At 59.6% G+C, this 21,817-nt stretch carries 24 protein-coding genes and 1 tRNA gene; 11 read left to right on the top strand and 14 right to left on the bottom strand.

All coding sequences use genetic code 11. The annotated features are described in order from the left end of the window. Nucleotides 1-2: 2 nt before the first annotated feature. From AC6FTP_RS03155 to AC6FTP_RS03135, 5 genes are all read right to left on the bottom strand, one after another. Nucleotides 3-782: an SDR family NAD(P)-dependent oxidoreductase gene (locus AC6FTP_RS03155; protein ID WP_497205445.1), complete on the bottom strand. Its 780-nt coding sequence runs from the start codon at nucleotides 780-782 to the stop codon at nucleotides 3-5. Nucleotides 783-785: 3 nt separating this feature from the next. Then, the gene (locus tag AC6FTP_RS03150) at nucleotides 786-3,092 is read right to left on the bottom strand and encodes an outer membrane protein assembly factor BamB family protein (protein WP_497205444.1); all 2,307 of its coding nucleotides are present in this window, start codon (nucleotides 3,090-3,092) and stop codon (nucleotides 786-788) included. 17 nt (nucleotides 3,093-3,109) lie between these two features. Further along, nucleotides 3,110-4,516, bottom strand: a complete 1,407-nt coding sequence (locus AC6FTP_RS03145; protein ID WP_497205443.1) for a DUF1501 domain-containing protein — start codon at nucleotides 4,514-4,516, stop codon at nucleotides 3,110-3,112. Between the two features lie 85 nt (nucleotides 4,517-4,601). Next, entirely contained in the window at nucleotides 4,602-5,318 is a 717-nt protein-coding gene (locus tag AC6FTP_RS03140) for an NAD-dependent deacylase (RefSeq protein WP_497205442.1), read from the bottom strand. An 8-nt stretch (nucleotides 5,319-5,326) separates the two neighbouring features. Beyond that, nucleotides 5,327-5,782, bottom strand: coding sequence for a hypothetical protein (locus AC6FTP_RS03135; RefSeq protein ID WP_497205441.1), 456 nt, complete (start codon nucleotides 5,780-5,782; stop codon nucleotides 5,327-5,329). Between the two features lie 330 nt (nucleotides 5,783-6,112). Between AC6FTP_RS03135 and AC6FTP_RS03130 the strand changes: the two genes are divergently transcribed. The 4 genes from AC6FTP_RS03130 (at nucleotide 6,113) to AC6FTP_RS03115 (ending at nucleotide 8,998) form a co-directional block, all read left to right on the top strand. Beyond that, nucleotides 6,113-6,379 carry a hypothetical protein gene (locus tag AC6FTP_RS03130; RefSeq protein ID WP_497205440.1) on the top strand — a complete coding sequence of 89 codons (267 nt, stop codon included), beginning with the start codon at nucleotides 6,113-6,115 and terminating at the stop codon, nucleotides 6,377-6,379. A 225-nt stretch (nucleotides 6,380-6,604) separates the two neighbouring features. Next, nucleotides 6,605-6,820 carry a hypothetical protein gene (locus tag AC6FTP_RS03125; RefSeq protein ID WP_497205439.1) on the top strand — a complete coding sequence of 72 codons (216 nt, stop codon included), beginning with the start codon at nucleotides 6,605-6,607 and terminating at the stop codon, nucleotides 6,818-6,820. 68 nt (nucleotides 6,821-6,888) lie between these two features. After that, on the top strand, nucleotides 6,889-7,155 hold the full coding sequence (locus AC6FTP_RS03120; protein ID WP_497205438.1) for a hypothetical protein: 267 nt from the start codon (nucleotides 6,889-6,891) through the stop codon (nucleotides 7,153-7,155). Nucleotides 7,156-7,537: 382 nt separating this feature from the next. Beyond that, nucleotides 7,538-8,998 (top strand): tyrosine-type recombinase/integrase, encoded by a 1,461-nt coding sequence (locus tag AC6FTP_RS03115; RefSeq protein ID WP_497205437.1) that lies wholly within the window; start codon nucleotides 7,538-7,540, stop codon nucleotides 8,996-8,998. A gap of 81 nt (nucleotides 8,999-9,079) precedes the next feature. Here the strand turns inward: AC6FTP_RS03115 and AC6FTP_RS03110 are convergent, their stop codons facing one another. After that, nucleotides 9,080-9,301 (bottom strand): hypothetical protein, encoded by a 222-nt coding sequence (locus AC6FTP_RS03110; RefSeq protein WP_497205436.1) that lies wholly within the window; start codon nucleotides 9,299-9,301, stop codon nucleotides 9,080-9,082. 62 nt (nucleotides 9,302-9,363) lie between these two features. Beyond that, nucleotides 9,364-9,504 carry a hypothetical protein gene (locus tag AC6FTP_RS03105; protein ID WP_497205435.1) on the bottom strand — a complete coding sequence of 47 codons (141 nt, stop codon included), beginning with the start codon at nucleotides 9,502-9,504 and terminating at the stop codon, nucleotides 9,364-9,366. 304 nt (nucleotides 9,505-9,808) lie between these two features. Between AC6FTP_RS03105 and AC6FTP_RS03100 the strand changes: the two genes are divergently transcribed. The 3 genes from AC6FTP_RS03100 (at nucleotide 9,809) to AC6FTP_RS03090 (ending at nucleotide 11,325) form a co-directional block, all read left to right on the top strand. Next, nucleotides 9,809-10,003 (top strand): helix-turn-helix domain-containing protein, encoded by a 195-nt coding sequence (locus tag AC6FTP_RS03100; protein ID WP_497205434.1) that lies wholly within the window; start codon nucleotides 9,809-9,811, stop codon nucleotides 10,001-10,003. Beyond that, nucleotides 10,000-10,335, top strand: a complete 336-nt coding sequence (locus AC6FTP_RS03095; RefSeq protein WP_497205433.1) for a hypothetical protein — start codon at nucleotides 10,000-10,002, stop codon at nucleotides 10,333-10,335. The genes AC6FTP_RS03100 and AC6FTP_RS03095 overlap by 4 nt, the downstream gene beginning before the upstream one ends. 198 nt (nucleotides 10,336-10,533) lie before the next feature. After that, nucleotides 10,534-11,325, top strand: coding sequence for a hypothetical protein (locus AC6FTP_RS03090; RefSeq protein ID WP_497205432.1), 792 nt, complete (start codon nucleotides 10,534-10,536; stop codon nucleotides 11,323-11,325). Nucleotides 11,326-12,235: 910 nt separating this feature from the next. Here AC6FTP_RS03090 and AC6FTP_RS03085 read toward each other — a convergent pair. Continuing rightward, nucleotides 12,236-12,320 (bottom strand) — tRNA-Leu (locus tag AC6FTP_RS03085). A gap of 57 nt (nucleotides 12,321-12,377) precedes the next feature. Continuing rightward, nucleotides 12,378-13,322 carry a CPBP family glutamic-type intramembrane protease gene (locus AC6FTP_RS03080; protein WP_497205431.1) on the bottom strand — a complete coding sequence of 315 codons (945 nt, stop codon included), beginning with the start codon at nucleotides 13,320-13,322 and terminating at the stop codon, nucleotides 12,378-12,380. A gap of 33 nt (nucleotides 13,323-13,355) precedes the next feature. Here AC6FTP_RS03080 and AC6FTP_RS03075 point away from each other — a divergent pair, with 33 nt between their 5' ends. Further along, a complete protein-coding gene (locus tag AC6FTP_RS03075) occupies nucleotides 13,356-13,652 on the top strand; it encodes a hypothetical protein (RefSeq protein WP_497205430.1) in 297 nt (98 codons plus the stop codon). A 119-nt stretch (nucleotides 13,653-13,771) separates the two neighbouring features. On the opposite strand, the gene AC6FTP_RS03070 is transcribed toward AC6FTP_RS03075, so the two are convergent. The 3 genes from AC6FTP_RS03070 to pdhA all read right to left on the bottom strand — a co-directional run bounded on the left by AC6FTP_RS03070 (nucleotide 13,772) and on the right by pdhA (nucleotide 16,281). Continuing rightward, the gene (locus tag AC6FTP_RS03070; RefSeq protein ID WP_497205429.1) at nucleotides 13,772-14,374 is read right to left on the bottom strand and encodes a DNA-3-methyladenine glycosylase; all 603 of its coding nucleotides are present in this window, start codon (nucleotides 14,372-14,374) and stop codon (nucleotides 13,772-13,774) included. A gap of 3 nt (nucleotides 14,375-14,377) precedes the next feature. Beyond that, entirely contained in the window at nucleotides 14,378-15,139 is a 762-nt protein-coding gene (locus AC6FTP_RS03065; protein WP_497205428.1) for a Nif3-like dinuclear metal center hexameric protein, read from the bottom strand. A 65-nt stretch (nucleotides 15,140-15,204) separates the two neighbouring features. Then, nucleotides 15,205-16,281, bottom strand: a complete 1,077-nt coding sequence (gene pdhA, locus AC6FTP_RS03060) for a pyruvate dehydrogenase (acetyl-transferring) E1 component subunit alpha (RefSeq protein ID WP_497205498.1) — start codon at nucleotides 16,279-16,281, stop codon at nucleotides 15,205-15,207. Between the two features lie 118 nt (nucleotides 16,282-16,399). Between pdhA and AC6FTP_RS03055 the strand changes: the two genes are divergently transcribed. From AC6FTP_RS03055 to AC6FTP_RS03045, 3 genes are all read left to right on the top strand, one after another. Further along, the gene (locus AC6FTP_RS03055; protein ID WP_497205427.1) at nucleotides 16,400-16,879 is read left to right on the top strand and encodes a TPR end-of-group domain-containing protein; all 480 of its coding nucleotides are present in this window, start codon (nucleotides 16,400-16,402) and stop codon (nucleotides 16,877-16,879) included. A 17-nt stretch (nucleotides 16,880-16,896) separates the two neighbouring features. Continuing rightward, a complete protein-coding gene (locus tag AC6FTP_RS03050; RefSeq protein ID WP_497205426.1) occupies nucleotides 16,897-18,075 on the top strand; it encodes a serine hydrolase domain-containing protein in 1,179 nt (392 codons plus the stop codon). Nucleotides 18,076-18,395: 320 nt separating this feature from the next. Further along, a complete protein-coding gene (locus tag AC6FTP_RS03045) occupies nucleotides 18,396-19,316 on the top strand; it encodes a hypothetical protein (RefSeq protein WP_497205425.1) in 921 nt (306 codons plus the stop codon). On the opposite strand, the gene AC6FTP_RS03040 is transcribed toward AC6FTP_RS03045, so the two are convergent. Together AC6FTP_RS03040 and AC6FTP_RS03035 are read right to left on the bottom strand one after the other, a co-directional pair. Further along, nucleotides 19,317-20,420 (bottom strand): hypothetical protein, encoded by a 1,104-nt coding sequence (locus tag AC6FTP_RS03040; protein WP_497205424.1) that lies wholly within the window; start codon nucleotides 20,418-20,420, stop codon nucleotides 19,317-19,319. Between the two features lie 18 nt (nucleotides 20,421-20,438). Continuing rightward, a partial coding sequence (locus AC6FTP_RS03035) for a heavy metal translocating P-type ATPase (protein WP_497205423.1) occupies nucleotides 20,439-21,817 on the bottom strand: 1,379 nt, incomplete at its 5' end.

The following is a 21,817-nucleotide window of genomic DNA, read 5'->3' as shown; positions in this document are numbered from 1 at the left end:
TTTCACCACAGCAGCTTGCCGCCATCAATCACGAGGACGCTGCCAGTCATGTAGCTGCTCGCATCGCTGGCGAGGTAGAGCGCGAGTGGCGCGATCTCTTCGGGACTGCCCCACCTGCCCATCGGAATACTGCTGGCGACTTCGCCTTCGAACTCGGGCTTCTCACCGATCCAGCGGCGGTTCGCATCCGTCAAAAATGGCCCCGGAGCGATGGCGTTCACCGTGATGCCGTGCATGGCCCAGTCCGCTGCGACGGCTTTCGTGAACATCGTCAGCGCGCCTTTGGAAGTCTCGTAGCTGCGACCACGCATCGCTTTGCCGGGCCAGAGGGCGTTGATGGAGGAGATGTTGATGATGCGGCCCCAATTTCGCGGGATCATCGCGCCGCCGAGGCGTTTGGTGAGGATGAAGGCCTGAGTCAGATTCAAATCCATAATGCGCTGCCAGTCTTCGAGCGCCAGATCCTCCGTGGGTGTGTTGATGCGGCGACCGCCGACGTTGTTGATGAGGATGTCGATGGGCGGATGATCACGCAGCAAGACATCGCAGAGACGTTCGGCTTCCTCGGGTTTCGAGAGATCGGCTTGGACCGAGGTTGCGTGTAAATCTTCGCTGCACAAGTCCTCGCAGGCTTTGTGCAGATGGTCGGCGTTTGATCCTGCAATGATGACTTGAGCACCGGCTTCGCCTAGCGCCCTTGCCATCTCCAAACCAAGTCCACGCGATCCACCGGTGATCAAAGCACGACGTCCGGTGAGATTGAAACGATCAAGAACGGACATGGGTCACTTGGCTTTGAGTTGTGCGAGCACGCGATAACCATGCTCATTCAGCAGCGCGATGGCACCACGGTCGCCAGAGTCACGGGCCGCATCGGCGTAGGAGTTCAGGGCGTTGTAGATGGACTCGACGGCGGCAATCAAAGACTCGGCGCGGGTGGTAGAGTCATGAGCTTTGTAGAGGTTCTCGATGCAACTGATGAAGTGAAAGGTGAACTCCAGCTTCTTCGCGTGATACAGCGTGAGGCTTCGACTGCCTTCGCGAGCACGCGTGTTGGCGCGATACATCTCGTTCATGGCGTTCAAGTAGTGCGTCTTCACCTGCGTGAGCCATTCGGGCAGCATCTCTTTTGAATTCAGGTGCCGCGTGAGCATGTCAGGCGCAGGGATGCCTAGTCTGGGGTCATGCTTCGCGATGAGTTCGTTCGCCTTGGCGATCTCCTGAAAGCCGAGCCACATGCGCTCTGCCACGCCTTCACCACACAGGGGCGTGACGAGATCGCTCAGTGATTTTTCATCGGTGAACTCCGGATGCGGAAGCACCGAGCCCTGGGCGGGTTTGGCCTCGACGATCTCGAAGCCGAGCTTTGCAGCCTTGTCACGAAGACGTGCGGTGATAGCAGCCACATCGGGATTGGCAAAGGTTTTGACACCGCCGAAAGCTTTGCGGCCGGCGGTATCGCCATCGACTCGAATCGGTTCAAACGGCTGGATCTTGCTCGGGATGGCGATGGCGGTGTAATTGAGCTTCTTGAGCTGTTCGAGACGCTGATCGAGTTCAGCATCCGTCCACGACTCCTGCCCCATCGCATTGCCGGTGTAGCCATTCCAGACGCGCGAACCACTGACTGGACGAGATACAATTTCGAGGCTTTGCGTCTTCGCATCTGCGCTGGCCAGTGCCGCACCTGATGCGCCGCTGGCGATGCAGAAGAGGTTCTCGCGTGTGCGGATGAAAAGGCGGCCATCGGCGATGCTCGGTGTGGCGATGATCTCTTCGCCGATGTCGTTTTTTCCGAGCACCTTCAATTCAGGGCCGTCTTCGAGTACGACGATGAATCCGTTCTTGCCTGCGACATAGACTTTGCCATCCGCAGCGACCGCTGAGGCGAAATAGTCACCGAAGTTGCCGAGACGTGTGCGATCCCACAGCGACTTGCCATCCTTCGCGTCGTAGCAGCTCGACATGCCACCGCTTTTCACGAGATAGAGTCGGCCGTTGTAGAGCAGCGGCGATGAAAGGTTCGACGGTGTCTTGGGGTCGATGCTCCAGAGCAGATGCGTCTTCGTCACATCGCCAATGCCGCCGCCTTTGATGGCCTGGATGATGTTTCCACCGGCGGCCATGTTGTCGGGCGATTGGAAAGCGGTGTCGATCTCCTCGGGGCCGATCATTTTGTCGCCATTCTTGTCGGAGGCATCGAAGCGCTCGTGGAATTCCTTCGGCGTCTCGTCGCGGGAGAGGATCTTGTCTTGATTCGTGTCGAGCCACTCCAGCAGCGCGTGCTTCAGCGTGCGGGTGCTGTCACCGTAGCTTTGCACGGCGATGTAGATGATGTCGTCCTGCACGACGGGCGTGACCATGATGGTTCGCAGCAGAGTGTTACAGGTCCATTTTTCTACGCCAGTGGCGGGATCGTAGCCCTTCATCTTGCCGCTGCCAGCCACGACGATGTCGCCTTTGCAAATGACCGGCACGGCGTAGCCGGCGAGCATGTCTTTGCGCAGGGTCTTCCACTTCTCTTTGCCTGTCTTCGCATCGATGGCGACGAGGAAGGGCGCGAGGTCGTCGTCCTGACAAAAGATAACCATGCCTTCATGCACAATGGGCGAGGTCGCGGCACCCCAGTCCATGAGATAAGCCGGGCGCGGCATGGAGTAGCGCCACGCTTCCTTGCCCGTGGCAGCATCAAACGCCAGCAAGCCGATGGTGCTGAAGTGGACATACACGCGCTCGCCATCCGTGGCGGGTGTGGAGGAGGCGTGACTGTTCGGCGGCGTGATGCGTGGGAGCGTGCCGGTTTCAAATTCCGTGCGCCATTTCGGAGCGCCTGTGGCGGCATCGAAAGCATGCACTGCTGCTTTCATGTCACTCGCCATGCCGGTGGCAAAAACGACGCCGTTTTTCACAATGGCGGAGCCTACGCCATCACCGAGCCGTGCTTTCCACGCGACGTTCTTTTCAGCCGAGAACTCCAACGGCAGGTTCTTCGAGGAGGAGACACCACTCGCATTGACGCCTCGGAACTGCGGCCAGTCCTCGGCGTGAAGGGTGACGGCGAGCGACAGGGCAGCGAGGAAGTGGCGATGCATAAATCAAAGAAGACCGATCAACCAAACAGCTCCGTGAGAGGCTTGCCCTCATCGAGGAGGTTGTAGGCGCGGCCGAGGCGGTCGTGGGCCTCGAGGTTGTCGATGCCCATGGCGTAATAGACTGTCTTGGTGATGTCTTCGGGGTAGATGGGGCGGTCTTTGGGATACTCGGCGCGGGAATCGGTTTCACCGATGACCTGCCCACCCTGGATGCCTGCGCCTGCCATCAGGACGCTCATGCACGCGGTCCAGTGATCGCGACCTGCTCCGCCGACACCACCGCTGCGGCGATCTCCGACCTTCGGCATGCGACCCATCTCGCTGGTGACGAGCACGAGTGTTTCATCGAGCAGGCCGCGCGAAGAAAGGTCTTCCAGGAAAGCAGAGAAGCAGCGGTCAAACTGCGGCAGCAGGTTTTCGCGCAGGCAGTTGAAGTTGTTGCCATGCGTGTCCCAGCCACCAGCGCTTTTGCACTTCTTGTGCAGGCCTTCGTCCTCCTTCCAAAAGACGGTCACGAAGGGCACTCCGGCCTCGACCATGCGGCGCGCCATGAGCAGGCTCATGCCGTTGATGTCCTGCCCGTAGCGCTCGCGCAGTGCCAGAGGTTCGGATTTGATGTCGAAGGCATTCGTGGTGCTGCTGGAGGAGAGCAGGTCAAAGGCACGCTCCTGCTGCTTCGCATAATTTTGGATGGCCATCTCATGATCGAGATCACGACTTGCGTCATTCATGGCACCGAGCAGCGATTTGCGATCCTGCATCCGTGCCGATGACATGCCGCCGGACATGGAGATCGTGGGAGCGGCGAAGTTCAGCGGCTCCTCGAAGCTGCCGTTGAGGATGAACGGATCGAACTCCATGCCGATGCGACCCGCGAACTGGCCGGGGCGGGTGAAGGGCAGCTTGCTCGGCTTGTGCGGCAAGGTGATGAGCGAGGGCAGTGATGGATGCTGCGGGCGCTTCATCGCCACCACGCTGCCCATGTAGGGCCAGTCTTCGGGATAAGGGCGACGATCATTGCCCTGTTGTTTGAAAGTGGGATCGGGCGCGTGACCGGTGAGATTGTAATAGTAGCCTGCGTGGTGATCGCCCGTCGCTTTGCCTCCGTCCGTCACGCCATGAACCATGGCGAAGCGGTGCGCCTGCTTGGAAAGCAACGGCAAATGCTCGCAGAGCACGATGTCATCGCCCGTGGTGCGCATGGGTTTGAACTCGCCGCGAAACTCCAGCGGTGCATTTGGCTTCATGTCCCACATGTCGATGTGCGACGAACCTCCGCAGAGGAAGAAGAGCACCGTCGATTTCGCGGGCTTCGCGAGCGTGGGTGCTGCGACAGATGAACCCGTCGTGGCCCTCGACGTACCTTTGAAACCCAGAGACGCCAGACCCATCGTCGAGGCCGTGAGGAAGGCCCGGCGATCCATGGAAGAACGGAATAGCGGCGTGTGCATGGGAAGCGTGGCGGGTTCATACGCTGCTTTCAGCGCGAGCCTGTCACCTGGCTTGAAGTTACAAGGCAGACAATAGCTCCCCAACCAAGGCTGGCACTACGACCGTCGCAGGGCCGTGGCGCTGTTCCGTGAAGCGGTCGCTGATGCCGGTGCGTTCGAGATTCATCTCGATGAGTCGAGCACAGCCATGCTCAGCGGCGAGACGCGCAAAGCCTGCGGCGGGATAGACCACGCCGCTGGTGCCGATGCACAGGAAGATGTCCACCTTCTCCAGCGCACGCATGATCTCATCAATGTAGTAGGGCATCTCGCCGAACCAGACTATGTCCGGCCGCAGCTTGCCAGTGCGCGCGCATTCGGGACAGTCGCTGCTGGTTTCCAGATCGCCTTCCCAGGTCAGCACGGCGCGACACCACGTGCAGCGGACTTGTCTGAGCTGGCCGTGCATGTAGAGGAGTTTCTGTGCACCGGCTCGCTCGTTCAGGTCATCGACATTCTGGGTGATGTGAAGGAAGGAGCCTGGCCACTCACGCTCAAGACGCACGAGTGCGTGATGCGCGGCATTGGGCTCCACCGTTTTCAAAGCGGCCCGCCTCAAATTGTAGAAGCGCTGCACGAGTTCCGGCTGCTTTTTGAAGGCCTCCGGTGTGGCAACCTCTTCGATGCGATGACCTTCCCAAAGTCCATCGGCCCCTCTAAACGTAGCGACGCCGGACTCTGCGGAGAGTCCGGCGCCGGAGAGAATGACGAGGCTTGGATGTGTAAGCCCTGCCATGGTGAAGATTAGTTGTTGGGAGCAGGGGCCGGGGCTGGTAGTGCAGGCGGCGCAGGGGCTGGGGCGCTAGGGCTGCCACCAGCTCCGAGCACTTTGGGATCAAGTTCGATCTCCTGGCCCGAGCTGGTCTTCACCTTGATCTTGCCATCTTTGGAGTTTTTGAGGTCGTTGAGATTCAGGGTGTAGGTTTCGGCCTCGCCCTTCACCTTAAAGGTGAGTTCGCGCTTCACCTGGTCATCATTCACGACCTCGAGATTGGGGTTCGCTTTGAACATGAGCATGAAGGCCGCGCGCTCCGGATCTTTTTGGAACTCACCGACAAACTCTTTGATCTGGGGGAAGAACTTCGCCACGACCGCACCACCTCCCAGGAAAAGGGCGACGATGATGACGAGGCAGCCAATGCCGCCGATGGCCAGGCAGGACATGCCTTTCTTTTCCTTGGGTGTGTCGATGTTACTCATGGTTTTATAGGGTAAGAGATCCCATCCTGAGAGACTTCCGTAATAATGACCAGTTCATTTTTCCGAGATCTGAGATTTCCTCACGCCTTCTCGCGAATCCAAGCCGTGCTGGTGTAGAGCGCCGCTTCCTCATCAAGCAAGGCGGCGCTCTGCCAGAAGACTGGCTCCAGCATGGGAGGCGTTCAGCGCGGTCCATCTCGCGCAAGAGCAAACAGCCGCCGTCACCGGAGAGGTGGCCACTGGAGTAATCCACCTCCACGCAATCAAAGCCTAGCTAGCCTTCCACACTTTGTAAATTGTTGATTACCAAAGGCAAAGACTCTCGAACTTATGACCGAACATCATCGGTTCTATGCGCTGGACCGCCGCCTTAGACAGGAACTTGTCGCCATAGATGGCGCGACAGTTCTGGACTCTGAAGGCCGCATCTTGGCAGTTGGGGCCATTTTGAAAATAGATGGTGGAAGTAGCGGCGGAGGCCGATTGGCCGCCGCGAAAGAACTCAGCAAACTCGGACTAGGCATCAAAGTGTCTCAGGACGGAGGCATTCGAGGTTTTCACGACGGCAACAAAGAAGAAGCCTTTATTGTCATGTGACCGCATTTAGCTCAAAGTCAGTTCGCGAACAGATCGCCGAACTGAAAGCCCGGCGAAACGCCAGCACCAACGAGTCAGAGCGGGAGGAACTCGGAGAAGCCATCCAGTCCCTCGCCATGGGTTGGCAACTCCGCCAGCCAGAGTAGCCCGCTCGCTGCCGCCGACCGTCCTTCCGCCTCACAGCGGCAGGAAGTTAACATTCCAGAGGAGCGCATCGCTGGCATCATGCAGACGACAAAGCTCGTCTTCGACGCAGGTATCCGCACCCCTGAGGCATTCGCCGCTTTCATGGAGCGAACCTTCCCTGGTGGGAAGTCCCGCCCCTACGTTTCCGGCATCTGGCAAATCATGGGCGGCATGAAGCGCGAGCTGCGCACGGCCACAATTCCCGACTGGAGCGCCCTCTATGATGGCATTGACAACCCTTGCCACGGAGAATGATACTTCAGCCGAGGAGTAACTTAATGACGCAACTAAACAACCTAGAGACAGCGGAACTCCTGATTCGAATGGGTCAGAAGAACCAGTTGGCGACGGCGTCGGACGACCTGATTTACGAGATGTTCGAGGAGGCATGGGAACAGAAGAGGGAAGCGGAGCAGTTTCCACCGGAAAGCCAAATGGCGGAAGACGCGGCGGAGGCAAGCGCGGAACTGTTGCTGGAGGCCGAGGAAATGCTGAAGGATCAACAAATCAGCCGGAAGAGGCTGGAACAGATAGCGGAAGCGGCGTCTCCCCTGGCGGAGAAACGGGTAATAATGATGTTCGGAAGCTGACCCGCCCGCCCGAGGGCGCTCCTGATGCTACCCGCATTCTTCATCAGACTCGTGGCCGTGTGGCAACTCAGCCTGACAAGATGAGCTGGAGAAATCTGCAATGACTTCACTGACTTCTTTGGAAGTGTGGTGTCTTTTGTTGAGACTTTAGCCTTCCGCGCTTTGTAACTCGTTGATTATCAAAGTGGTGCCTGAGACAGGACTCGAACCTGCACTAGTTTCCCAACCAGATCCTAAGTCTAGTTGTTGCGGGTTTCGTCGGATTATGCCAAGTTAGGCCATGAGCACGACAAACCCTTATAGATCAAGGCTTCCAGCGACACGCACTCATAACTTGAGCGAACATGAGGGGGCGCTTTTGGTCGCTACAGATGCACAGCCGGTGCACAGCCAGAATGCACAGCCGGTGATTTTGAAGGGTGTGGGCGGTGTTTCCCGCACTGATATTCGCTACTGGCAGGAACGGGTGGAAAAGGTCGCTGGCAGGGGTGGCAAGGAGAGTCCGAACTACAGCGTGCAGATCGCCCACCTCGGGAAGCGGCATCGCTTCAAGCTCCGCACGTCGGAGAAGCGGGCGGCGGCGGGCAAGGCACAGGCCATCTACCGCACGATTCTGGAGAAGGGATGGGATGAGGCACTGACAGAGCACAACCCGAAGGCCGCAAGGCGGTCAGGTTGCGCCACTATCGGGGAGTATCTGGCGGAGCTGGAGACGACGGTGCAGTTGAGGAAGTCCACCGGGCGGGCCTATGTGCAGGCACTCCGCGCCATCGCGGCGGGCGTGGCGGGCATCGGTGATCAGGCGGCAGTGGATGAAAGCGGGCAGGTGCTCAAAGATCGCCGTGGCCGCATCATCTACGTTTCACGTCGGGACCGCTACAGTGGCGGTGTGGGCGCATGGCAGGCGAAGGTGGATGCGCTGCCGCTGAGTGTGCTCAAGGATGAGGCCGTGCAAAAGTGGAAGCTGGCTTATCTGGCGGAGCATGGCACGAACCCGGTGAAGCTCCAGCGGGCCAAGCATACGGTGAACTCCATGATCCGCAGTGCGCGGAGTCTGTTCTCGAATCGCAAGGACCGCTTGAAGCATCTGCGGGCCAAGCTCTCACTGCCGGAGCCGCTGCCCCTCAAGGGGGTATCGTTGGAGGATGAAGGGACCAAGCGCTATGTGTCGAAGGTGGATGCGCGGCAGTTGATCGCCGGGGCAAAGCGTGACCTTGCCGGAGATCCGGCGCGCACAGAGCAGTTCAAGATTTTCTGTCTTGGTCTGCTGGCTGGGCTGAGGAAGCGGGAGATTGATACGCTCCTCTGGGATCAGGTGAAGTTTGAGCTGGGTCAGATTCACATCTGCCGCACAGAGCACTTTGAGCCGAAGTCGAAGGAGTCCGAGGCCAAGGTGGACTGTGACGCGGAGCTGCTGGCGCTGCTGCGTGGCTGGCAGGCACAGGCACGCGGGCCTTTCGTGATCGAGTGCAAACGAAAGGCGCGCTATCACAAGGCACCTGTGGGCTACTACCGTGCTGAGGAGCATTTCCGCCCGCTCTATGCTTGGCTGGGAGAGCAGGGCATCACGGATAACAAGAAGCTGCACACTCTGAGGAAGGAGCTGGGCAGCGTGCTGGCGAATGAGCAAGGCATCTTTGCCGCACAGCAAGTGCTGAGGCACGCCCACATTCAGACGACGGCGCGGCACTACGCGGACAAGCGGCGGACGATCACGGCAGGGCTGGGCGCTTTGCTGGGCGATGTGGCGGAGCCGGGAAAGGTGATCGCCTTCCCGGTGCCGGAGCCGGTGACTACGCCAGTGGCGAAGTCTGCCAAGAAGCGCGGGGCGATGTCGGCATGACCAAGATGCCGGGGGAGGGGTCAGAAGCTTGTGCGCTCACGCCCCTGATTCCATCAGGCTTGCAGCATTAAATGCAGCAAACTACCAGCCGCGTTTCATGCGCTCATCCTCAGCGACTTTGAACCCGCAGAGGAGGAAAGCACCAGGTGCGCAGCACCACACGCCCGCTGAAAAAGCATTGAGAAGAAGCCACAAGAAAGGCTCGGTATCCCAGGTCAGACCCCAGATGAATCCGGCCAGAAAGCCGCCCTTCATGAGATAGACAGAGGCGGCTTCTAGGAAATTGCGGGTTTTGAGTTTCATGTCCCCACCCTACAATGCCTGTCAAGGCTACCGCCCCAGTGAGATCACACGACGGCGCGGCACTATGCGGACAAGCGGCGGACGATCACGGCAGGGCTGGGCGCTTTGCTGGGCGATGTGGCGGAGCCGGGGAAGGTGATCGCCTTCCCGGTGCCGGAACCGGTGACTACGCCCGTGGCGAAGCCCGCCAAGAATCCCGGCACGATGTCGGCATGATCAAGATGCCGGGGGCGGGGGAGCGCGGTGTGCAGATCCCGCTCGCCTCTCAATGGATTCAGCCTCGCAAAATTTTATACATTGGGATGGATAATCGCGCCTAACGTTTTGCCATATTAGAGCATCGCCAGAATCAGTCAGAATCAGTCAGAATCAGTCAGAATACATTGGCGGGGCAATCTGGAGCGGACCTTGCCAATGCGTTTTGATGAAGCAATCTTGCGTCAAACTTCATCGCACTTCACTACCAGAAATTGCCAATGTGTTTTGAAGAACCAATCATGAGCGCCTATGAATGAATCTACCTTAGCAAAAGAGAGCGTGAGTCACTACACCGTGGCGGAAATCGCACACCGCTTTGGCGCACATCCGGTCACGTGCAGACGTTGGATCAGAGAGGGGCGAATCAAGCCGTTGAGGCTGGGGCGTTTGGTCAGGATCACGGCGGCAGAAGTCGAACGATTCGAGAGGGATGGCGCGCTATGAGACACGATGAAAAGCCGCTGGGATTTGAATGCTGCTGGAGCGCGGGCGGGCATCTGGTGATCATGCAGGATCAGACCTCTAGCATCATGCGAGGGCTGGACAAGGAACCCGCACTCTACTTTCAGGCGGAGGAACTGCCGGGACTAATTGAGTCTCTGCGGCGGGCTGTTGGCGTGGAGGTAATCCCAGATTTGCAGGCGGAGATCAAGGAGCAGGAATGCTTGATCAATGTGCTGCATGAGTGGGCGAGCTTTCCGCCTGCATCTGAAGCCGCTGACATACCGCCAGAAAAAAAGAAGGGCGGCGGCGGTCTAACTATCATTTTAACTTAGAACAGAAACGCAAAACCCGGCGCACCTTGGCGGCGCTGCCGGGCTTTGACATGATGCAGTATGGTAGCTCCATCATGCCATCGCCAACGGTGCCGCGCAAGGCCGCGCTGTGATATGGAGGCATGACGAGCGATGAACGAAAACTATGTGAAATTCACGCTGTGGGCGCTGGCCTATGGGCGTGATCAGAGAGAGAGGATGCAAACACTTCTCCGCTGGGCAGTGATTCAAACGGGGCGCGATGCTGTGGAGAAATTCGAGATCGAGAATCCCGGCAGACTGGAGAAGCTGGAGGAGCCGGATGGACCGTGGAGCTATGAAGATGGGCAGGCGTGGGCGCTGGGCTGTGAGATTCTACGCGCGAACAATAAAAAAATCCTCACGAAGGAATGTCTGGAAAGTCACGCAAAGCTTGAGCGATTCATGGCCGTGATGGATGAGCGATGCGGCAGACGGGGCGATAAAAGATGCTCTGTGATGCTGCCGCTTGAATGGTTTTGGCGGGCTTACTTTCCCGCCTGCGGATGGAAGCATAATGGCCCGCTGACGTGGGATCTTTTCGCGGTCTTATGCGCCATCAAGTCAAAGGTGGGCGACGATCCCAAGAAGCCCAAGAACGAGCGGGGAATGGCCTTTGTGACGTGGCCGGAGATCCAATGCCGGAGCCTTGGCTATCTCACTGAGACTGACATGGAGCGGTGTCTCCCACTCCGAGAGGATGGTGTGAAGCCCTTCAGCCGCGATGTGATCCGAGCGCGTGCTAGGCGTATCCGTGCTGGCGATATGATGATGAGCTACACGCCGAGAGTCAGGGGCAAGAATGGCAAGGAGGCATGGAAGCCAGTCGCCTATGGCTACGGTGTCAGTGATACTCAGTTGATCGCGTGGGCAGATGCGCAGATGGGCAAACGGGCCGGAGGCTACAAGGGCAAGCTGAGAGCCAAACAGGAGGCACAGGCGGAGTTGTCTCGACGGATGCAGAGCAAGTGATTATCGAATGATGGTGGACCTGAGGTTGGACCTGATAGTCATTTGATAATCATTTGATAGTCATTTGATAATCAGCAGAGACCGAACGGTAGCCGATCGGTAGCCGAACGGAGGCCAACCGCGCTATCCACAGTTTGCTGATGGTCGCTGAAGTTAGACTGCCCAGCGAAACGAAGTCGAGCACGACTCCAGCAGTGAAGTTTGCCGACGATGTCGGAAAACAGCTCCAAACCCCCTCTGCAACCATGCGACAAACTCACAGACCGCCCCACAGGCTACCCCACAGACCGCCCCACTATAATGGTAGTGGTAATGGAAGCATGAAATGGAAGTCTTTAATGAGGTGCCGGAGTTGCTACGCAATCCAGCACCGACGATTTTCTTTTTCTGATTTTCAGAAGCGCATTGAAGAGCCACAAAGCCGGGCCGCCCCCTTTTTCTTTTTTTGTCGAGTGCCAGGGGATGAGATGAGAGATAGCCATGATGGCGCTGGATAACGCCAGGGGAGAGCCAAGTGCAGGGCTGAGGTAGTCAACGTCTCTGTGGGCGTCTCTGTGGGCGCTGGCGAGCTTCTACGACTCTGGGGCATGATGAGCGCAGAAGTGGCAACGGGCGCTGAGGTATCACAAAAGCAGATCAGCGCGCTGTGGAGCAGTTGGAGCGGTCTATTGCATCACCCGCCCACCTCCTGACAAAGTAGGAACACCGGAGCGGACGAAGGGCAGAGGGATCAGATAGGAGCCTCTGGAATGGATTTGGAGGCCGGGGAAATCTCGCCAATGCGCGGGCCTCGAGCGTCTGCCGGGGCGTGTTTTGGTCGCTACAGATGCACAGCCGGTGCACAGCCGCAGAATTTTCACTCGAAAATCCGAGTTTTCGCATGAGTCATAACTCCTTGAAAATCAAGGAGTGGTGCCTGAGACAGGACTCGAACCTGCACTAGTTTCCCAACCAGATCCTAAGTCTGGCGCGTCTACCAATTCCGCCACTCAGGCATTGAGGGCTGCAAAGCGTGCATGATTCCAGACTCGGCGCAGCCTGCAAATGAATTGTCAGCGCTCTTGTCGGGGAAGCAGACGCAGCGCCAGCCAGCCGGTGATCAGTACCATGACCAACGGAATGAGGCCGATTTTCAGATTCGGGCCGATCCAGGGGAGCCAGCTCTTCTGGTATAACATGAGTCCGCTGAACCATTTCAATCCAAAGACCCAGCCGCCGTGCAGTCCTATGCCAGCCCAGAGTGAGCCAGTTTGCATCCGCGCCTGGGTGAGCACCCAGCCGACGGCGAAGAGCGTGGCAAACTCGGCGAGCAGGAAGTCGATGTCGCCAAACCCGCGAGCGATTTGCGCCAGCACGGCGAAGCCGCTGTGCCAGACGACCTGATCATCGGCGATCTGCCAGCCCTCCGGCGGCTTCATGAAATGCACGATGGCGAAGATGAAGGTAGCCCAAAGCACCGCTGCGCGCGTGGTCATGGTGCGAAGCAAGAGGCCGAGCAGCAGGGCGCGGAAGAAGAACTCCTCGACGATGCTAGCCCCCAGGGATGCGGTGATGGGCTCGCTGAGCTTCATCCAGCCCGGCTCGGGGCGGAGGCGATAAGCGCCGAGCTGAAAAAAGACGAAGCCCATGATCAAAAGCAACCCGGCGGCGAGCGCAAAGCCGAGCAGCCACTGGCGTAGGCCGGACGCGAAGGGCTTCCAGCTCGGCAACAGGCTGCGATCCAACTGAACGCTGCGCAGGAAGGGCCAGATGAAGACGATGGCGCAGACGAGGACGGCGCGGTTGAAGTAGCGCGTGAGGTGGGCGCGGTTGATTTCTTTGGTGAGCCACTGCCCGACGCCGCTTTCACCCATGGGTGAGCTTTTCAGCCACGCGAGGGTGCTCTGCCCCAGCTCAAAAAGCGGTGCAGAGAGCAGCGCCCCGCCGAGCATGACAGCGAGGAGGTAGAGGAGCAGCTTTGGCAGCGCGGAGACAGGTGGGGTGATGGCGGGTTGCATCGGCGGCAAGCTAGCGCATCCTGCGCGCTCTCAATGACCAAAAACCAAATCCACGAATGGCACGAACGCTTGGAAGACGGGCGGAAGCAATACATCCGCGCCCACTGGAACTCCCGCGAATGGCTTTTCCGCCTGGCCCACCCGGATGGCGAGGCCTGGATGCCGATGTCGCCAACCGTGGAAAACTGGCTGGCGCTGCGTGATGTGCTCTTCCGCAAGTATCAGCGGAAACGGCTGCCCATCAAACATCTGCAAACCGTGGACAACGTGCTCGCAGACCTCGGCTGGCGCGTGGATGAGAACGGTGAGGCGGTGAAGATTGAGGAGTAAAACGCGTTTTTAACTCGCAGGCTGGTGCAGCGAGATTTCATCTCGATGTCTCAAGGGAATTGAAAACCCACCGGCGGGTTACAAACCCGCGGCACCAGTGTACGAGTTTAAAACTCGTTCTACGACGGCACCTTCACTTTCCCTTGTGGCACGCTGACGTGCGGATGATCGGCAGCGAGGAATCGCCAGGGGAAATCCGCGGCCTGGCTGATACCGACGCGGATGTCCGTGACCACATGTGTTGTGTCTGAAGCGGCACGCAAACCACAGGCGGCGGGTTTGCCACGGCCCGCCATGATCGTGCCGTGATGCTCGCCGGTGATGCCGAGAGCCCTGCCGAGTTTGCCGGGACCGGAGCAGAGTTCGTGCGGCTTTTGTTTGTTACGCCGTTGCTGCATGGCCTCGATCCCCCGACGCGGCTCCAATGCCCGGATGAGGATGAGGCCATCTCGATCACCTCCTTTGACGAGCAGATTGAAGAGCCAGTACATGCCGTAGTTCAGGTACACGTAGGCGGTGCCGGGTGGCTGCTTTTGCACAAAGTCGCGCGCGCTTGGCCGGGATGCTGTGTGGCAGGCGGCATCTCCTTCCGCGGCATAGGCTTCTGTCTCCACGATGATGCCGGAGCAGCCCTGCCACTCCAGTTCCACGCCAATCAAGTCATGCGCGACGGTGAGGACATCGCGCTGGAAGAAGTCGGGCTTGAGGAAACCGCGAGGCATGGCTCACAGCCCAGTCGGATGATCCACAAAACTCCAGGGCAGGCCGAACTGCTCCTGCACATGCTGCGCCAGCGCCTTCACGCCGAAGGTCTCGGTGGCGTAGTGACCTCCGTAGAGGACGTTGATGCCGAGTTCTTCGGCGAGAGTGTAGCTCCAGTGCGGGCCTTCGCCGGTTATGAAGGTATCGATTCCCGCTTTGGCCGCTGCAGCGATCTCGGACCCGGAACCGCCGGAGGAGATGCCGATCTTTTTCGTGATTCGTGGTCCGCCGGCACAGACATGGATGCGACCACCATCGAGAGCCGTGGTGAAGCGGGCGAGCACGTCATCGAGCGACAGTTCGGCCTCGCAGGTGACACCGACGGACATGCCTTTGTAGTCGAGGAAGCCGCCGTTCGGCGTGAGTTGCATGGCTTTGGCGATGCAGGCGTTGTTTCCCAGCGTAGGGTGCACATCCAGCGGCAGATGTGCGCTGTAGATGGCGAGGTTGTTTTCCAGAGCGAGCTTCATGCGCTCAAAGGTGCCGCCCGTCCATGGCTGGAGCCCGCTCCAAAACATGCCGTGATGGACGATGAGAAAGTCCGCGCCGGCAGCGATGGCCTTTTTGACGACGGGCAGCGTGGCGTCCACTGCGGCGGCGATGCGGGTGACCTGCCCGTTGCGGTTTTCGAGCTGGAGCCCGTTCACTGCATTGGAGTAGTCCGGCAGCTCCGCGATGCGGAGCGTGGTGTTGAGATGGGCGGTGAGGTCGGCGAGCGAGGGCATGGCGGTGGGGAATGACGAAACCCGAATGAACGAATGACGATGTCGGCCGCGCCAGTGCGTCAGGCTCAGTCGTTGAAGAAGTGGCGGCCAGTCTGGCCGGCTTCGGTCTTGTTATCGACTTCCCAATACACGTCTTCGAAGATGGACTCGGGCTCGGGATAGGGGCTGGCTTTGGCGAAGTCAGCGGAGGCTTCGGCTTCGGCCTGGGCTTCGCGGTCGATCTTCTTGAGCTCGGCTTCGGTGGCGACGCCTTCGGCGATGAGGGTGGCTTTCCAGACCTGGATGGGGTCGTGCTCTTTCTGGAAGCGTTCGACTTCTTCCTTGGTACGGTACTTGAGCTTGTTCGCATCAGCGACGGAGTGGCCTTCCCAGCGGTAGGTGGAGATCTCGATGATGCTGGGCTTGCTCTCGTTGTGAGCACGATCCAGGGCCTGGCCGACGCGGGCGCGGACTTCGTAGAGGTCCTCTCCCATGAAGTGATCCCAGGCCATGCCGTAACCTTCAGCGCGCTGGGCGAGGCATTGACCGAAGGCCGAGCTGCGCTCCTGGCTGGTGCCCATGGAATAGCCGTTGTTTTCGATGACGTAGATGACGGGAAGATCCCAGAGTTCGGCGAGGTTCAGGGATTCATGGAAGGCTCCCTGGTTCACGGCACCATCGCCGAGGAAGCAGAGGGCGGCGCCTTTGAGGCCGCGATATTTCAGGCCGTAGGCGAGACCAAGTCCGAGCGGAGTCTGGCCGGCGACGATGCCGTGGCCGCCCCAGTAGTTTTTCTCGGGGGCGAAGTAGTGCATGGAGCCTCCTTTGCCCTTCGAGCAGCCGGTGGCTTTGCCAAAAAGCTCCGCCATGCACTCGTTCATGCCCATGCCGACGGCGAGGGCGTGGCCGTGGTCGCGGTAGGCGGTGATCATGTGGTCATTTTCACCCAGCAGTGAGGCGCAGCCGACGGCGACGGACTCCTGGCCGATATAAAGATGGAGGAAGCCGCCCATGCGTCCGGCCTGGTAATGCTGGAGGGACACCTGCTCGAATCGGCGGATGCGGACCATCTTGCGATACATCTCGATTTTATCATCAGCAGTGAGCTTCTGATTCACGGGGACGGCGGCGGGATTCGGCGTGGGGGCTTTTGCGAGGGCCATAAATGGGGCGCGATGGTAGCGGTAGATGAGCGGGACGCAAGCGGCGAGGGCGGTGACAAAGGGCTTGTCGCGGGTGCGGCTATGCTGTTCACATGGGGGTGAAAGCAGAGAACGCACCATGAACGAGTGGGATCGCCGCATTGTGGCCGCACAGGGCTATGTGGAACTCGGCCTCCATGAAGAGGCCCGGGGCGAACTTTCACACCTGCCGCCTGAGGTGCATGAGCGCCCCGACGTGATGGAGCTGAATGTGCTCTGTCACATGAACGACCACCGCTGGGCGGAGGCACTGGGGTTGGCTCAGGAACTCTGCCGCACTGAACCGGATGAGCCGGGCGGATTCATCCACGCAGCTTTTTGCCTGCATGAGCTGGGCCGCACGGAGGCGGCGCTGGATCTTCTGGCCAGTGGCCCGGCGGCGCTGCGAACAAAACCGGTGTACTATTACAATGTGGGCTGCTATCTGGCCCGCCTCGGGCAGGAGGAAAAGGCGCTCCAAGTGCTGAAGCAGTCCTTCGAAATGGATGGCGACCTCCGCCGCGATGCCCGCAAGGACCCCGACCTCCTCTCCCTGCGCCAGAAGCTGGAGACGATTTGATCTTCGATTCCTTTTTGATGCACAAGCCCACGTCCAGTCACCTCGCCGCCGTCACCTCATGGTTCGAGGACAATTTCCGCGAACGCGGGGAGCTGGGTGCATCCGTCTCCATTTGGCAAAACGGGGCGGAGATACTCGCGCTGAGTTCGGGCCATTCCGACCGCGCCCGGACACGAGCCTGGTCAAACAACACCCTCGTGCCGGTGTGGTCCGCCACGAAAGGTCCCGCTGCGGTCTGTGCGCTGATGGCTTTGGATGAGGCGAAACTGCCGCTCGATTGCCCGGTGGGTGAAATCTGGCCGGAGTTTGTCGGCGCAGGAAAAGGCGAGATGAGCTTTGCCCATCTCTTTTCCCACACGGCGGGGTTGTGCGCCCTCGACGAGCGCGTCTCGATCATGAACTACGAAGCCGTGGTGGAGGCGCTGGAACGCCAGCGCCCGCTCTGGGAACCGGGGATGAACCAGGGCTATCACGCGCGCACCTTCGGCTTTCTCATGGACGAGATCGTCCGCCGCATCACGGGGGTGGACTCACTCGGCGAGTATTTCCGTGAGATGATCGGCAGCCAGCTCGGGCTGGATTTCTGGATTGGCCTGCCCACGGCGCAGCATGAGCGGGTGGCCACCGTCTATCCGGGGAAAATCAGCATCGCCGATGGTGACCGGCCATTCCTCAAAGCCTTCAGCACAGCGGGTAGCATCACTCAGCGAACTTTTGCCTCTCCGCTCGGTCTGAATGCCGTTCAGGACTTCAATCAACCTGGAACGTGGCAGCATGGCTACGCCAGCATGGGTGGCGTGGGCAGCGCCAGTGGGCTGGGGAAATTTTACGCCATGCTCGCTCAGGGCGGCACTTGGAACGGGCGAGAGATCGTGCCTGCCGCAGTGACGCGGCTGCTGGGTGAGACGCTCTCCGAGCAGGAGGATCTGGTGCTATGCACGCCCATTTCTTTTGGTGCCGGGGTCATGAAAGATCCGCTTCAAACCAACCCTGACCTACCGCCAGGAAAACTGCGCCAGCATTACGGGCCGTCGTTGAAAGCCTTCGGTCATCCGGGAGCCGGCGGTTGTCTGGCATTCGCCGATCCAGAGAATCAAATCAGCTTCGCCTACACCATGAACCAGATGGAAACCGGGGCTTTGCCCGGGCCGAAGTGCGTTGGGATGATTGAGCGCCTTTACGGCGAAGCCGCCTGAAAACAGAACGGGCCGGGATTGCGTCATCCCGGCCCGCTGCGGTTCTTGTCTTGAGTTTTGTTCTTCTCAAGCTCCCGGGCGAAAGAAGGCAAATGGCTCAGGACGAATCTCGTGAAAAGCGACCTGAAATGTCAGACCGGGGGTGAGGAGATCGGTTCAAACAATGGAAAAACTTTTTACTTTCCGGTGTCCCACTACGCGTACCAAACTCCTGCCGCACCCGTCAGACGAACAGGCTTTTTGAATGCCTTCCATCATTTTTAGAATTGCCTGCCCCTGCCCCATGAGGGTAAACTTCCCGTCCCTCCCCCCCGGAAAGCATGAAGCCACTCTCCACCCCATGCTTCTCAGCATTGCTGCCAGCCTTGTGCTTGGCACTGGGGAGTATTGGCATGGCGCAGTCTCTGCCGAAAGTCAGTGCCACGGGAGCTGCTGCTGCCACTCAGGGAAAGACCCCGCTCACCGCCGCAGTGCCATCCGTCACGGTTCCTCGCGTGACTTCCCCCACCATGCCGCGCATGGGATATGCGCGGTATCCATGGAAGACCGACATCACGGCCACGGTCTTTTGGGTGGGTGAGCAACCGACGGAAAACAATCCCACGCCCAATGACAAAAGCTCCTGGGATACGGAGTGGGCAAAGAACTTCGGCGGTTACGATGACCCCGATCCAGCAAAGCGCGGCTCGAACTTCTGCCCGCTTGGCTTCACTCCCGGACTGAATCCTTTCTACATCGCTCTGCCTTACAACGACTGCCTTGATTACAACTCGCACAAGTCAGAAGCCTCGAAGGTCATCCCTTGGTTCAAAGAAAAGTTCAAGCGCTCCGGCAAAAGCGTACTTCAGGGCCAGTGGCTGGCCATCCGATACGGCAACCGCGTCTGCTACGCTCAATGGGAGGACTGCGGCCCCTTCCTCACGGACGACCACGAATACGTCTTTGGCAGCTCCCGCCCAAAAAACACCAGCAACAACGGCGCAGGCATCGACATCTCCCCCGCCATTCGTGATTACCTCGGCCTGCGCAGCATGAGCAAGTGTGACTGGCGCTTCGTGGATGTCAGCGAAGTGCCGCCCGGACCCTGGCGTAATCTCGGCACGAACAATCACTTCGTCCGCGCCCAGCAGCAGCAGAAAGTACAGAACACCTCCGACACCATGTCACGTCTGCAAGAACTCCGCCGACTCCGTGACGAGTACTTCAAGCAGAGCGGTGGCGGGGAATTCCAAAACCGCTGATCAGCGGAGGATCACGAAGCTGCCATCAAGCAAAGCGTAAGCTGCCGCGAAACTCCACACGGGCAGCTTCCCGCCTTCACCCGTTCCGGTGACTTTGCCCGCTGCATCACGCAGTTCCCAGTGCAGTTGCCCGGCCTTCATCCAGCCTGAACCGGTGATGCAGGCGATCAGCGTGGAACCCTGACCATTCGTGACCAAAGAAGGATGCTTGGCTCCTGGCGGGCCAAGCTTTTCCAAGTCGCCGCCAAGCGCGCCAGTCACGATGCGGCCATCGTTCTCCCACGCGACACGCAGGGTGCCAGCGACTTCGTTCATGCTGATGCTGCTCATTGGGCACATGGCGATGCGCCAGTCATCCAACCGCGTGATCTTGGCAGCACCACCTAGAGGTTGGCGGATCATGGCGATGCCTCGCTCATCAGGTTTCATCGCCGCACGATAAAGCACATGCAGCGTTCCTTTCGCATCCAGATGCGCACGCAATGAGCAGCACGGACAGACACCGGGCTGTTCTTTGTTCAGCAGCTTGGGCTCGGAAAAAGTCGTGCCATCATCCTGTGACTCACGCACGAAAACGAAACGCGCTCCTTCGCGCAATCCAGGCTCCGTGGCCGCGTGCCAGACGAGACAGACACGCCCGTCTGAATTCGCCGCGATCGAGGCTCCGCCGTCCAGCGCCACCGTATCGCCGAGCCAGTCGCGTTGTTTTTCAAACTGCCCTGCACCTGCCGTCATCCGCGCATGATACAGAGCCGAGCGATGCTGCTTTTCGCCGGTCTTCTCCGGCACGCCATTCCACACGACCTGCACACTGCCGCCGCGACCCAGTGCCAGTTGTGCGCCACGGATGGTGCCGACGGCGATGGCAGATCTCGGAATAGAATTCACCGTGATCGGCTCCGCCCAGCTCGCCTCGGTTGAAGCGCGATGCGTGTAGCGAATGTCACAAGCCTTTGGGTCGCCCTTGAGATAGACGAGATGCACCTCGCTCTTCGCATCCACGAGCATCTGCGGCTGAATGCCACCCTCAGGCACCGACTCCACCCGCACCTCCGCTTCCGCGAAATGGGTGATGAGCAGCAGGGCAAAAAGAATGGCTTTCATGACTCAGCGTAACGCGTCCTAGGGGCGGAAGTTGCGCAACCGCAGTGCATTCGCGATGACCGACACGGAACTCAGACTCATCGCCGCACCGGCGATCATCGGGCTGAGCAGAACGCCGAGCCAGGGATACAAAATGCCAGCCGCGATGGGGATGCCGAGCGCGTTGTAGAGGAAGGCGAAGAGCAGGTTCTGCCGGATGTTCCGCATCATCGCGCGGCCAAGCTGGATGGCGTGGACGATGCCGCGCAGATCACCGCGCACGAGCGTGACGGGCGCTGTCTCCATCGCAATGTCCGTGCCGGTGCCCATCGCGATGCCGACATCGGCTTCGGCCAAAGCAGGTGCGTCATTGATGCCATCACCCGCCATGCCGACGACCACTCCAGGCTTCTTCATCTGGGTGATGAAAGTGTGCTTCTCCTGCGGCGTGACACCGGCGTGAAAGCGCTCGATGCCAAGTGTGCTCGCGATGCGCTTCGCCGTACGTTCGTTGTCGCCCGTGAGCATGACGACTGAGATGCCGAGTGCGCGAAGTTGAGCGAGAGCTTCGGGAGTGGTTGGCTTGATGGGATCGCTGACGACGATGACGGCTGCCGCCTGACGATCCACGGCAAGGAAGATGGCCGACTTGCCTTCGCTTTGATGCGATGTCGCGAGTGCTTCGAGTGCGGCGAGATTTTCGATGCCTTGTTCGCGCAGGAAGTCGGCCTTGCCGACCATCACCGCTTTGCCATCGACCATGCCGCTGACACCCGCAGCGGGCGTGGCTTGGAAGTCGGGCACGTCTGGCAAAGCGAGCTTCTTTTTCTCCGCTGCCTGGATGACGGCATAGGCCAGCGGATGCTCGCTATGACGCTCCAAGGCCGCCGCGAAACGCAGCGCGTCGTCGATGCTGAGCTGGCTTTGCGGCGAGAGAAGAACCTCGGTGACTTCGGGTTTGCCGAGCGTGAGCGTGCCGGTCTTGTCCACGGCCAGCGTGTTCAGTGCGGCCAGTTTCTCGATGGCCTCCGCCTGACGAATAAGCACGCCCATCTTCGCCCCACGACCGATGCCGACCATCACGCTCATCGGCGTGGCAAGCCCGAGCGCACAGGGACAGGCGATGATCAAAACAGCGACGGCATTCGCAATGGCATACGCCAGTGAAGGCTCCGGTCCGAGCCACAACCACAGTCCAAAGGTCACCGCCGCCGCGACCAGCACCGCAGGCACAAACCAGGCCGCCACTTTGTCCGCCAGTGCCTGGATCGGCGCACGACTGCGCTGCGCCTGCCCGACAAGCTGGACGATCTGCGCCAGCATCGTGTCCGCGCCCACTCGCTCGGCCTGCACCATCAGACTGCCGTGTTGATTGAGCGTGCCGCCCGTTACCTTGGCTCCGGCGGATTTCTCCACAG

Origin of the sequence: Prosthecobacter sp. (assembly GCF_044378005.1) — a bacterium.
Classification (GTDB): Bacteria; Verrucomicrobiota; Verrucomicrobiia; order Verrucomicrobiales; family Verrucomicrobiaceae; genus Prosthecobacter.
The sequence above is the reverse complement of the archived record's forward strand: the minus strand, read 5'-3'. Positions and strand labels throughout refer to the sequence as shown.

Bases quoted from the DNA above. Each gene is read 5' to 3' on its own strand.
- AC6FTP_RS03155 (WP_497205445.1), bottom strand. From the start codon at position 782: ATGTCCGTTCTTGATCGTTTCAATCTCACCGGACGTCGTGCTTTGATC.
- AC6FTP_RS03150 (WP_497205444.1), bottom strand. From the start codon at position 3,092: ATGCATCGCCACTTCCTCGCTGCCCTGTCGCTCGCCGTCACCCTTCAC.
- AC6FTP_RS03145 (WP_497205443.1), bottom strand. From the start codon at position 4,516: ATGGATCGCCGGGCCTTCCTCACGGCCTCGACGATGGGTCTGGCGTCT.
- AC6FTP_RS03140 (WP_497205442.1), bottom strand. From the start codon at position 5,318: ATGGCAGGGCTTACACATCCAAGCCTCGTCATTCTCTCCGGCGCCGGA.
- AC6FTP_RS03135 (WP_497205441.1), bottom strand. From the start codon at position 5,782: ATGAGTAACATCGACACACCCAAGGAAAAGAAAGGCATGTCCTGCCTG.
- AC6FTP_RS03130 (WP_497205440.1), top strand. From the start codon at position 6,113: ATGACCGAACATCATCGGTTCTATGCGCTGGACCGCCGCCTTAGACAG.
- AC6FTP_RS03125 (WP_497205439.1), top strand. From the start codon at position 6,605: ATGCAGACGACAAAGCTCGTCTTCGACGCAGGTATCCGCACCCCTGAG.
- AC6FTP_RS03120 (WP_497205438.1), top strand. From the start codon at position 6,889: ATGGGTCAGAAGAACCAGTTGGCGACGGCGTCGGACGACCTGATTTAC.
- AC6FTP_RS03110 (WP_497205436.1), bottom strand. From the start codon at position 9,301: ATGAAACTCAAAACCCGCAATTTCCTAGAAGCCGCCTCTGTCTATCTC.
- AC6FTP_RS03100 (WP_497205434.1), top strand. From the start codon at position 9,809: ATGAATGAATCTACCTTAGCAAAAGAGAGCGTGAGTCACTACACCGTG.
- AC6FTP_RS03095 (WP_497205433.1), top strand. From the start codon at position 10,000: ATGAGACACGATGAAAAGCCGCTGGGATTTGAATGCTGCTGGAGCGCG.
- AC6FTP_RS03090 (WP_497205432.1), top strand. From the start codon at position 10,534: ATGCAAACACTTCTCCGCTGGGCAGTGATTCAAACGGGGCGCGATGCT.
- AC6FTP_RS03080 (WP_497205431.1), bottom strand. From the start codon at position 13,322: ATGCAACCCGCCATCACCCCACCTGTCTCCGCGCTGCCAAAGCTGCTC.
- AC6FTP_RS03075 (WP_497205430.1), top strand. From the start codon at position 13,356: ATGACCAAAAACCAAATCCACGAATGGCACGAACGCTTGGAAGACGGG.
- AC6FTP_RS03070 (WP_497205429.1), bottom strand. From the start codon at position 14,374: ATGCCTCGCGGTTTCCTCAAGCCCGACTTCTTCCAGCGCGATGTCCTC.
- AC6FTP_RS03065 (WP_497205428.1), bottom strand. From the start codon at position 15,139: ATGCCCTCGCTCGCCGACCTCACCGCCCATCTCAACACCACGCTCCGC.
- pdhA (WP_497205498.1), bottom strand. From the start codon at position 16,281: ATGGCCCTCGCAAAAGCCCCCACGCCGAATCCCGCCGCCGTCCCCGTG.
- AC6FTP_RS03055 (WP_497205427.1), top strand. From the start codon at position 16,400: ATGAACGAGTGGGATCGCCGCATTGTGGCCGCACAGGGCTATGTGGAA.
- AC6FTP_RS03050 (WP_497205426.1), top strand. From the start codon at position 16,897: ATGCACAAGCCCACGTCCAGTCACCTCGCCGCCGTCACCTCATGGTTC.
- AC6FTP_RS03045 (WP_497205425.1), top strand. From the start codon at position 18,396: ATGAAGCCACTCTCCACCCCATGCTTCTCAGCATTGCTGCCAGCCTTG.
- AC6FTP_RS03040 (WP_497205424.1), bottom strand. From the start codon at position 20,420: ATGAAAGCCATTCTTTTTGCCCTGCTGCTCATCACCCATTTCGCGGAA.